This is a genomic window from Ensifer sp. SSB1, assembly GCF_016652895.1.
Lineage (GTDB): Bacteria > Pseudomonadota > Alphaproteobacteria > Rhizobiales > Rhizobiaceae > Ensifer.
Window position 1 is genome coordinate 1 of the sequence record NZ_JAEPRP010000217.1, and the last position, 9,773, is coordinate 9,773.

10 protein-coding genes are annotated in these 9,773 nt (G+C 61.0%); 4 read left to right on the forward strand and 6 right to left on the reverse strand.

Annotation, left to right across the window (positions count from 1 at the left end):
• Both I8N66_RS33080 and I8N66_RS33085 read left to right on the forward strand, forming a co-directional pair.
• On the forward strand, nt 1-1,380 hold a 1,380-nt coding region (locus tag I8N66_RS33080; RefSeq protein ID WP_291163450.1), incomplete at its 5' end, for an L-serine ammonia-lyase.
• 127 nt (nt 1,381-1,507) lie between these two features.
• Nucleotides 1,508-1,945, forward strand: a complete 438-nt coding sequence (locus tag I8N66_RS33085; RefSeq protein ID WP_113537744.1) for a DUF1489 family protein — start codon at nt 1,508-1,510, stop codon at nt 1,943-1,945.
• Nucleotides 1,946-2,081: 136 nt separating this feature from the next.
• Here the strand turns inward: I8N66_RS33085 and I8N66_RS33090 are convergent, their stop codons facing one another.
• The 6 genes from I8N66_RS33090 to I8N66_RS33115 all read right to left on the reverse strand — a co-directional run bounded on the left by I8N66_RS33090 (nt 2,082) and on the right by I8N66_RS33115 (nt 7,969).
• Nucleotides 2,082-2,351, reverse strand: a complete 270-nt coding sequence (locus I8N66_RS33090) for a hypothetical protein (RefSeq protein WP_058320548.1) — start codon at nt 2,349-2,351, stop codon at nt 2,082-2,084.
• 78 nt (nt 2,352-2,429) lie between these two features.
• Complete coding sequence (locus I8N66_RS33095) at nt 2,430-3,962, reverse strand: D-alanyl-D-alanine carboxypeptidase (RefSeq protein ID WP_291163458.1); 1,533 nt, start codon at nt 3,960-3,962, stop codon at nt 2,430-2,432.
• Nucleotides 3,963-4,144: 182 nt separating this feature from the next.
• Entirely contained in the window at nt 4,145-4,879 is a 735-nt protein-coding gene (locus I8N66_RS33100) for a hypothetical protein (RefSeq protein ID WP_291163461.1), read from the reverse strand.
• 291 nt (nt 4,880-5,170) lie between these two features.
• Nucleotides 5,171-5,779, reverse strand: coding sequence for a transglutaminase-like cysteine peptidase (locus tag I8N66_RS33105; protein WP_291163464.1), 609 nt, complete (start codon nt 5,777-5,779; stop codon nt 5,171-5,173).
• A 681-nt stretch (nt 5,780-6,460) separates the two neighbouring features.
• Nucleotides 6,461-7,069 carry a PilZ domain-containing protein gene (locus I8N66_RS33110; RefSeq protein ID WP_291163467.1) on the reverse strand — a complete coding sequence of 203 codons (609 nt, stop codon included), beginning with the start codon at nt 7,067-7,069 and terminating at the stop codon, nt 6,461-6,463.
• Nucleotides 7,070-7,177: 108 nt separating this feature from the next.
• Nucleotides 7,178-7,969: a PAS domain-containing protein gene (locus I8N66_RS33115; RefSeq protein ID WP_291163471.1), complete on the reverse strand. Its 792-nt coding sequence runs from the start codon at nt 7,967-7,969 to the stop codon at nt 7,178-7,180.
• Nucleotides 7,970-8,165: 196 nt separating this feature from the next.
• Here I8N66_RS33115 and I8N66_RS33120 point away from each other — a divergent pair, with 196 nt between their 5' ends.
• Entirely contained in the window at nt 8,166-8,897 is a 732-nt protein-coding gene (locus tag I8N66_RS33120) for a rhomboid family intramembrane serine protease (RefSeq protein WP_291163474.1), read from the forward strand.
• 263 nt (nt 8,898-9,160) lie between these two features.
• Nucleotides 9,161-9,589 (forward strand): CBS domain-containing protein, encoded by a 429-nt coding sequence (locus tag I8N66_RS33125; RefSeq protein WP_113537736.1) that lies wholly within the window; start codon nt 9,161-9,163, stop codon nt 9,587-9,589.
• Nucleotides 9,590-9,773: the final 184 nt, after the last annotated feature.

Sequence of the window (9,773 nt, forward strand, 5' to 3'; positions counted from 1 at the left end):
GTGTTCAAGATCGGCATCGGGCCTTCGAGCTCGCATACGATGGGGCCGATGTCGGCCGCCAACCGCTTTCTCGATCTCATTCTATCCGACGACTGGCCGCGCCCGTCCCATGCTTCCGTTGCGGCGATCAAGGTCAGCCTGCATGGTTCGCTGGCCCATACCGGCATAGGCCACGGGTCGGGTAGGGCCGTTGTCCTTGGTCTCGTCGGTGAACGCCCCGACCTAGTCGACCCCGATCGCATGGACGCCTTGATCGACGAGGTCGAGCGCAGCGGTCGCATCTCGCCGCCTGGGCACCCGTCATACGAATTCCAGCCGAAGACGGACCTTGTCTTCGACAAGAAGGTGCCGCTGCCGGGCCATGCCAACGGCATGTCGTTCTCCGCGCTCGACCGCGACGGCCGGCTGCTGCTGAAGCGGATCTATTATTCGATTGGCGGCGGCTTTGTCGTGACCGACACGGAACTGGAGGCCATGCGCGCCTCGAAGAACAAGGCGGCCGGCGTCAAGGTGCCATTCCCGTTCTCCTCGGCGCAGGAGATGCTGGACATGGCAGCCCGCTCCGGGATGACGATCGCCCAGATGAAGCGGGCGAATGAAGAAGCGACCATGTCGCCGGACGAACTGAATGCCGGGCTCGACCGTATCTGGGGCGCGATGAGCAACTGTATCGACCGCGGGCTGAGCCAGGAGGGCATTATGCCCGGCGGCTTGAAGGTTCGGCGCCGCGCGCGCTCGATCCACGACAAGCTGCAGGAGGAGTGGCGCTCCAACAAGACCAACCCGCTGCTCGCCAACGACTGGCTGAGTGTCTACGCGATGGCGGTCAACGAGGAAAATGCCGCCGGCGGCCGTGTTGTCACCTCGCCGACCAACGGTGCCGCTGGCGTCGTACCCGCCACTATCCGCTACTACATGCATTTCCATGACGATGCCGATCAGGAAGGTATCCGCGACTACCTGCTGACGGCCGCCGCGATCGGTGGCATCATCAAGCACAACGCCTCGATTTCAGGTGCTGAGGTCGGCTGTCAGGGCGAAGTCGGCTCCGCCTCCGCCATGGCTGCTGCCGGCCTCGCTGCCGTCATGGGCGGCACGCCCGAGCAGATCGAAAATGCCGCCGAGATCGCACTGGAGCATCACCTCGGCATGACCTGCGATCCGGTCGCCGGCCTGGTTCAGGTGCCGTGCATCGAACGCAACGCACTCGGCGCGGTCAAGGCGGTGACAGCCGCGTCTCTGGCGCTCAAGGGCGACGGCAAGCATTTCGTCCCGCTTGACGCCTGCATCGAGACGATGCGCCAGACCGGCGTCGATATGAACGAGAAGTACAAGGAGACCTCGACCGGTGGTCTCGCAGTCAACGTCGTCGAATGTTGAGCCATACAGCGGCGCGCGCCTGTTAGGGCGCGCGAAGATTGCTGTATCGCCAGACAGGAGCGGCGATTGTGGATGAAAGGCGTCTGGCCGCTTGACCGCAACGGCCGGACGGGTGTTCAAAACAGCTATGTCACTGCATCTCATAAAGCTCTGTGTTGGAGCGGAATCGATCGAGGACCTTCGCGAATGGGTTTCGCGCAAGGCGATGGCGGCTATGGCCGCTGGCCTGGAGCCGCATTCCTTTCACACCACGCGCATGGTGCCCAAGCGTGTCGAGGAATTGCTGGAAGGCGGTTCGCTCTACTGGGTGATCAAGGGGACCGTGCAGGCGCGGCAGCCTTTGATCGGTATCGAGACTTTCACCGATGGCGAGGGTATCGGCCGCTGCAATCTGCTGCTTGGCCCAGAAGTGGTCGAGACGGAGTTGCAGCCGCGGCGCGCCTTTCAGGGCTGGCGCTATCTCACCGACAAGGATGCGCCCCGTGACCTGGCCTCGCTCGCCGGCGGCGGTGCCGAAATGCCGCTCGAGCTGCGCCGCGAACTGGCGGAACTCGGACTTCTCTGATCGTCAACATCGATGACGTGACGCCCGCATCGGCCGAAAGGTTTCTTGCGCGAAGAGCGCATGCGCGCATTTGCGTGTAAGAACAAGGCGCAAGAATAAAGGCGGCACAGAGGCCGCCTTTGGAACAGCAGGAGCTTCAGGTGATCCGCATCTTCAGCGGATGCCGCCGGTTCGGCCCCGTCACGTGGAGATGAATACCCGCCCGTGGCTGTGTCGATCGCCAGGCGCGGGCTCCGTGCGTCAACAACATCCCGACCAGATCGCGGGTCTTGGCCTTTGATCTGTTGAGCCCGAGGTCGGCAATGCGCATGGCCGCCTCGTGCAGGGGGTGCAGGTTGATGCGCGACGGCTTCGCGCGCCGTCCCGGCAGCGGGGTAACGCCCGGAACGTTTTCGTTCATCGCCATGATTAACCTCGTTACGCTATACAAATCCGAGGAAGGTGGCCGGAAAACAAACACATCCGGCCGCCAAAACTTTTTAATTTACTGCTGGCTAGCCCAGCAGGAGATGCCTTTCTTCTTCAATGCCTTGCAGGCGTTGACGGCTGCATTCTGGTCGTCGAAGCCGCCAAAGCGGGCGCGGTAGACCTGGCCGAACGCGACAGTGAACGGCGTTGCGTTGCTCAGCGCCTTGCCGCCCTTGTCCTTGGCATTGCCAAGAAGGGTCATGGCCTGATCCTTGTCTGGCGTTGCGCCGATCTGGATTACCCAGCCCTGCGGCTGGGCCGGCATCGGTTCGGCCTTTGCGACCTCGGCCGGCTCTGCCTTTGCGGCCGCGGCGGCCTTCTTCGGCACGGAGTTGGTGATTTGGGCGTCGACCATGCCTGCGGCAACCGGCTGACGGAGCTTGACGCTCTGCGCATCCAGTGTGTTCGGAACGATCTTCGGGGAAAGAACAGGATTGTCCGAAGCGCGCTTGTTGCCGGCATAGGCCATCTGCACGCTGCTGTTGCTTTCGCCGTTGTAACGGAAATCGGGAACCGGGCCAGTGTTCGGCAGGTCGTGCTTGCTGGCAGCGGCTGCAACAATAGGCGCCTCAGCAACGGGCGCGGTCGAAGCGACTTCGGTTTCTTCGGCCGGAACCGGGGCCGACTTGGTTTCGGCGATCAGGTTGCCATCGCCACGACGCGATGCCGAGGGCATGTATTTGGCGACGAGCCGGCGCATCTGCGCGTCGCGGCTGGCACCGGAGGTGCCGCCCATGACGACGGCGACGATGCTGCGGCCTTCGAGTTGAGCCGACGTCACGAGGTTGAAGCCGGACGCACGGGTATAGCCGGTCTTGATGCCGTCCACGCCGCGGACATTGCCGAGCAGACGATTGTGGTTGCCGATCGTCTGCTTGCCGAACTGGAAGCTGCGGGTGGAGAAGTAGTCATAATACTGCGGAAAATGCTGGCGAAGCGCGAGGCCGAGACGCGCCTGGTCACGGGCTGTCGTGCGCTGTTCCGGGTTCGGCAGGCCGTTTGCATTGCGATAGGTCGTGCGAGTCATGCCGAGCGCCCGGGCCTTGTTCGTCATCATGCGGGCGAAACGCGGTTCCGAGCCACCGAGAAACTCGCCAAGCGCTGTCGAGGCGTCGTTCGCCGAGCGGGTGACGAGCGAAAGGATCGCCTGTTCGACGGTAATCGATTGGCCGGCACGCACGCCGAGCTTCGATGGCGGCTCGGCGGAAGCGTTCTTCGAGAAGGGGATGGGCGTGGACTTGGTGATCCGGCCGGCTTCGAGCGCTTCGAAGGTCAGATAGAGCGTCATCATCTTGGTGAGAGACGCGGGATAGCGCAGTTCGTCTGCATCCTCGCCGTAAAGGATCTTGCCGGTCTTGGCGTCGCCGACGATGCCGGAATATTTCGGATTGGCATAGGCCGAGGCGGCGAAGGCCGGCGCCGCGAAGGCAGCCGATGCGATGGCGCCCGCAAGGACGACCCGCCCTACCATCTTTGAGAGAGCACCGAACGGGCGCTTCGCGAGATCAAAAAAACCGGATTGGGACACTACGCTACTCTTTATTCTCATGTCATGGGGTTGTCCGGACGCCGCCTCCGGGAACGACCGTTCTCGAGACAGTATCGGCATAGCGTTACCAATCGGTTTATGATGAATGATTGGTTTCCGGAATCGAACGCATTTGTACAAGGGCGATGCCGGTGTAGCGCAAAGGTGCTGCGGGCTGCCTGCACCACACCAGTTGGACGAAATCAGGGCATGAGACGATTTTTGACGAAGGTCGCGATCGCTTGGTCGATTTCGCGCCACTTCGGCAGCAGCTTGTTTGAAAATCGGTAGAGCACGACGAGGTCCTTTCCGGCGTGGATGTCGCGCTGGCAATCGGCACTGGTCGAGATCGTTTGAGGGTCGGACTTGAGGCAGCGCACCACATAGGGCGCCTGGGTCGTCGTGTCTGCCGTATAGAACACTTCGCCCGCATAGCTCGATGTGGCCTTGACGGCGTGTTCGCTCAGACCGGCGGGGCCTGCCGTGGGTGTGCCGTCGAAAACTTGCGAATAGATCGGCTCCAGCCGTCCGGACATGTCGCGCGACATGGTGCTTTGGGAGATTTGCAGGAAGATGAGGCTTTCGGGAGCGTCGATATTGTTGAACAGCGCCCGGTCCTGATCACTATAACCTTCGAGCCCCGGCCAGGTCAGATAGAGATCGACGCGCTCGACGATCGAGGTGGCGCGCTGGGCCTCGAAGCGGATCATGTTGGCCGGCAGGCGCAGGTGATCCTGGCCGATAAAGATGTCGAAAAGCTCGTCGCTTGCGGTGTGTCCGGCAAGGGCGAGATTTTCGCCGAACCAGCGTCCAGCAAACGAGATGGCGGCGGTGAGCGCAGCAAGCACCACGACGATCGCGGTCACCCGGTAGACGAAGCCGGGCGACAGCAGCGGTCGGAGTTCCGATTCGTGGATATCATTTGAAGAGCTGCTCATCGTTGGGCTGTCCCGTCGCGATGGCCGAACCCGGTGGTCTGCGGTTCGGTTTACGCTTTCCTGCTCACGGTAGGATGGATGCCGTCGCTTGCCCGACGCTGGTCGAGGACGGTTAATTTTCGATGAAAATCTCTTCGGGTCGGCCGGTGCGGGGGCGTCGGCAAAAAAAACGGCCGGTTCCGAGGGACACGGAACCGGCCGAGGCTCGGTCTGGACGGGGATAGTGTAGACCGGAGCCCAGTAGTGGTGAGGCCGCTGCTTCAGGCGCGCCGCCTCCTGTGTCTTGGAGGCTTACTGCGTGCGGACGCTGCCGACGGCAACGGTGCGGCCGTCCTGGAGCTTGACCCAGCGACCGGAGTGTTCGGTCGATTGGCGCTTGAGGTAGGTGTATTCGGTATCCGACCACAGCAGCACCTTGTTGCGCATGTTGTCGAGAATGAAGTCGCCGCGGTCGGTGCGGACGGTCAGGACCGCATGGCCGTCACCGTTCGGCTGCAGGACGACGGTGATCAGGAGATCCGACGCAGAGAAGCCGTTCTCGATCAGTTTGCGGCGCTTCAGCAGCACGTAATCTTCGCAGTCGCCGACCGTGTCCGGATAGGACCATTTCTCCTCGACGCCATGGATTTCCATGTCGGTCATCGGGGTGATCGCCTGGTTGACGTCGTAGTTGACCTCGAGAAGCTTCTGCCAGCCTTCGCGCGTCAGCACCATCGGGCCACGGTCCTTGCCGTTGGAGGTGCATTCCGACGGATAGATCTTGCAGAACTCGTAGTGACCGATCGGCGGGTTGGTGGAGCCGGTGACGACCATGTTGGCCGGAAGCGCCAGAGCTGTTTCGATCAGACCGCCGGTGAAAAGGACCGCAACCGCGATCATCTTGGTGATTGTCTTGAGCATGATTGTCTCCCCGTTGTGGTTCGACAATGGCACAGACGTTTTTATCGCTCGCGAACTTGCGAACTAAAAACAAGTACAAATGAAAGTCGTATAAGAATAAAATAAGAATAGAGTTTGATTTTTATTTAAATTGAATTTGACTCAAATTTTATGAATTATCATGCGGAGTGAGCTTCGGTTCAGGGTTTGTTGACTACGTAAGGGATTGTAATCACTGGGGCTGCGTCGATATGGGGGTCGGCGGGCGTCGCTTCTCCCGGAAATCCGTGGTCGGTATGGGTGGCCCACGTGGCGGGTAGTGGCGATCTCGTCGCCGTTTTTCGACTTCAAGTATGAGGCGTTCCTTGAAATTCTTCGAAAAAATATATGCGAGGGTCGGCAGCGGCGGTCAGATCGAGATGTTCCGAAATGGAGCAGCGCCGCCTTGCCGCAATTTCGAGCGGCCGGCCGCGCGGGCAGCATATTCACGACTGTTGGGCAGATCTGCTTCGATGCGGAGGATTTGCTGCGCGTGGCAAGGTGGGCCCAACGGCCGGCTGGCGCCTCGTTGCTTATGCTGCGGCGATCGGCATTCAACCGCAGGAAATGGCGCGGCTCCTCAGGAGGCCTGCGCTCGGTTGAGCGCGCGCGCCAAGGACATTGGTCTGGGGTAGGGCAGGTGAAGACGGTGCAGAGGCACCCTCAGAGAAATTCCGTCAGCGCTTCGCGCGACTGCACGCCCGAGAACTCGATGGCGCAGCCTTCCTGGAAATGGCGCACGATCTTGCCCTTCATGTTGCCGAGCATGATCGGGGTGCCGATCGGCGGCCGGTTCTCGATGTCGACGGCAGCGCCTGACAGCGAAAGGTCGATGATGCGGCAGGGGAATTTTTCACCGGTGTCGAGCGTCAGCTCGGTTACCGTCTTGCGCGGGGCAAGGCGGTCATGGCGCCGGTCTTCGGGCAGGCCGAGTTCGTGCTTGTTCGCGATCCAGGTGAGCTGTGCCGCCAGCTTCTCGCGCTTGCGCTCGGTGGCGTTGAGCTGGATCACGAAGGCGTCGTCGGACAGGCGCGAAACTGTACCTTCAAGGCGGCCGACATGGTCGATATAGGCAATGATGCGTTCACCCGCCCTGGGCCGCGCCGGTGACGAAAGCAACACGTCGCCGGGCGACATGTCGACGGCGGTGCACTCGAATTCATCGTGATTGGCGAGCATCAGCCGTCCCGCAAGGTTCACCGAAACGCGCTGGAACGCACCTTCGTGATGCGGCTTTGGAGCGGTATTCTGAGCGTGCTGGAACGAGAACATGGTGACTCTGCATGACGTATTTTCGCAGTCAGAGTTTAGAACGTTCGGGTTAATAGAATGTTCGTCCTGCGGTTGGTCCAGGTGCCCAACTCGGGACAGCGGCGGCAATCAGCCGCTGCGCCCACCCTCCAGGATGCGCAGATGCCGAACACGACGGAACTCTCCCAAAAGTCCTTCGCCAGCGAGAGATTCCGCACGCGGGGAGATGGATTCTGCCGCCGGTTCTTCGCGAAATACGGCGGTACGATCGGGATCGAGGACTTTCATGCCGGTGACGTCTAGACCTTCCACCGAAGTTGCATGCAACCAATACGGGCGAGAAAGTGGCGAGAGCGCGCCAAGGATTCTGTCGCTTGCGCCCTCGGTCGAGGCAAGTGGCAGCAGCAGCGTTTCGACCTCGATCTCGCGAGCATCGGCCGTGCGCCCCTTGGCCGACAGCATCACCGGCACCCGATGCGTCATCACCTGGCCGGCGATGCGCTGCGTCTTGGCCGCCTGCGCGTTCAGCCAGAGCATGCCGAATTGCCGCCCGCGCAACTCGAGGCCGAAGAGTGCGCAAACATGTGTTCCCGCCAGTCGAAACGAGATGCCGTTGCGTTCACGCTCGAGGATGAACAGATTGGGCAACAGAAGGCGAATATCGCCTGGTTCGAGTTCATCCCGGCGGGGAAGCTCGCGCTTGCCGCGAATGGTGTTCCAATATCGGAAAAGTTCCGTGGTCGTGTTGCTGCGCATCTTGCATTCATTCCGTTTCTGCGACCCGCGTGTGCCGGTCTGGCACATATTCGGCCGTTCTTTGCGGTCTTGAAATGAATGGTGCGAAAACCGTGCCAGCCCGAAATTAAGGTTAACGAACGGTTTCGATTGCGTTCGGGCACCGCGAATGGCACTGGAAGACATGACTTCACGAAGCGTTGGCTTCGGCACTTGAACTGGAGCTCGGATTTGAGCTTGGCGACCGTTCAGTTTTTACTGGACGGTCTTTTTTTGTTTGCTTATGGCTGGTCGCCCCAGTCCGGTCCGAATCCCGCGGTGTCATGCCATCGCCTCGATCGAATGCGATCGAACGGGCCAATCGATGGAGAGAGCGGCAACCATGGAACGAGATCAGACGGCAACGCCACCGGAGACGGACCGGGACAGCGCCGCCAGTCCGTCACGTGAGCCTGCTTTCAATCTGCCCGCCGGGCTCACCTGCATTCTGCTGTTCCTGATCGCCATTCACGCCTTGCGCACCTATGTCCTGTCGCCGGCCATCGATCAGGAGATCATCTTCAATTTCGCCTTTCTGCCGGCGCGCTACGATCATCCCTTGGCCGAGCAGAGCCTCGCCTGGCTCTGGAGCCCCATCACCTATTCGTTCCTGCATGGCAGCTGGGAGCATCTGATTTTCAACATCTTCTGGATGGTTGCTTTCGGTGCGCCGGTCGTGCGCCGCATCGGCATGGGACGTCTGGCGGTGTTCTGGTGCCTCTCGGCCGCGGCTGCCGTTGCGCTCCACACCGCATTTCATTGGGGCGAGATGATCGTGGTCGTCGGTGCCTCGGGTGTCGTTTCCGGTTTCATGGGGGCGGCGGCGCGTTTCGTCTTTTCGCCAAGCGGGCGGATAAGCCGACAGTTTGCCCATCTCAACCGAAGGCTGCCCATCAGTGAGGCGCTGGCAAATCGCTCCGTTGTGATGTTCGCCGGGATCTGGTTCCTCACCAACTTTCTGATCGGGCTCGGCATGTTCACGCCTGGCGGTGCAGGCAGCATCGCCTGGGAGGCCCATATTGGCGGGTTCCTCTTCGGCTTCCTGCTCTTCGGCCTCTTCGACCCTCGCGACTGACAACTGCGAAAGATCGGCGGATGGCGTTTGTGAGTGCTTGATTTCCCCAGGACGCTGGCGCACCATTTGATACGGTCGCCGGTTGTCGAAAGACAGGGCGGCCCGTGAAGGCCGGGTATTGAAAGCTCGTCCGCGTCTGAGGAGCACGCGGGCTGGCGATTGTAGGCGGCCAGGGTACAGGTTCCATCGCCCGACCGTACCGCACGAGAGACGGCTGGACCTTTCCCTGCCGACCCGGTGTTGTCGCAACGGGAGATGTGCGCATGTCAGTAAAAGCAATACTCGATGAAAAGGGCCGCAACGTCGTAACGGTCGGCCCGCAGATGACAGTCCAGCAGGCTGCCATTCTCTTGCGTGACAATCACATCGGTGCGGTCATCATCGTCGATGCGGACGATCAGATCGCAGGCATCCTCACCGAGCGCGACATCGTCGCAGCGATCGCCAAGCAAGGAGCGACTTGTCTCGAAAGGCCGGTCGCGGCCGTCATGTGGCAGAACGTCTACTGCTGCACCGAGGAAATGTCCGTCCAGGCCCTGATGGAAATGATGAGCAAGCTCAGGGCTCGCCACCTGCCGGTCGAAAAGAATGGTCAGCTCGCCGGCATCGTTTCGATCGGCGACGTGATCAAGCATCATATCCGCGCGATCGAGCACGAGACGGAGCAGATCAAGGCTTATATCGCCGGCTAAAAGGGAAGGGCGGCCTGCGCCGCCCTCTTACATACCACGATACTTTGCTCTCTACGTACCAACAGGGTGGCGAGGCATTATGGCGCGAATCTGCCCCATCTCGGTTCGCGACACACTCTCCCAAAATGGCACCATGAACGCGCGCGCCATCGTTGCGCGCGTAGCTCGCAATGATCGAAGAAAA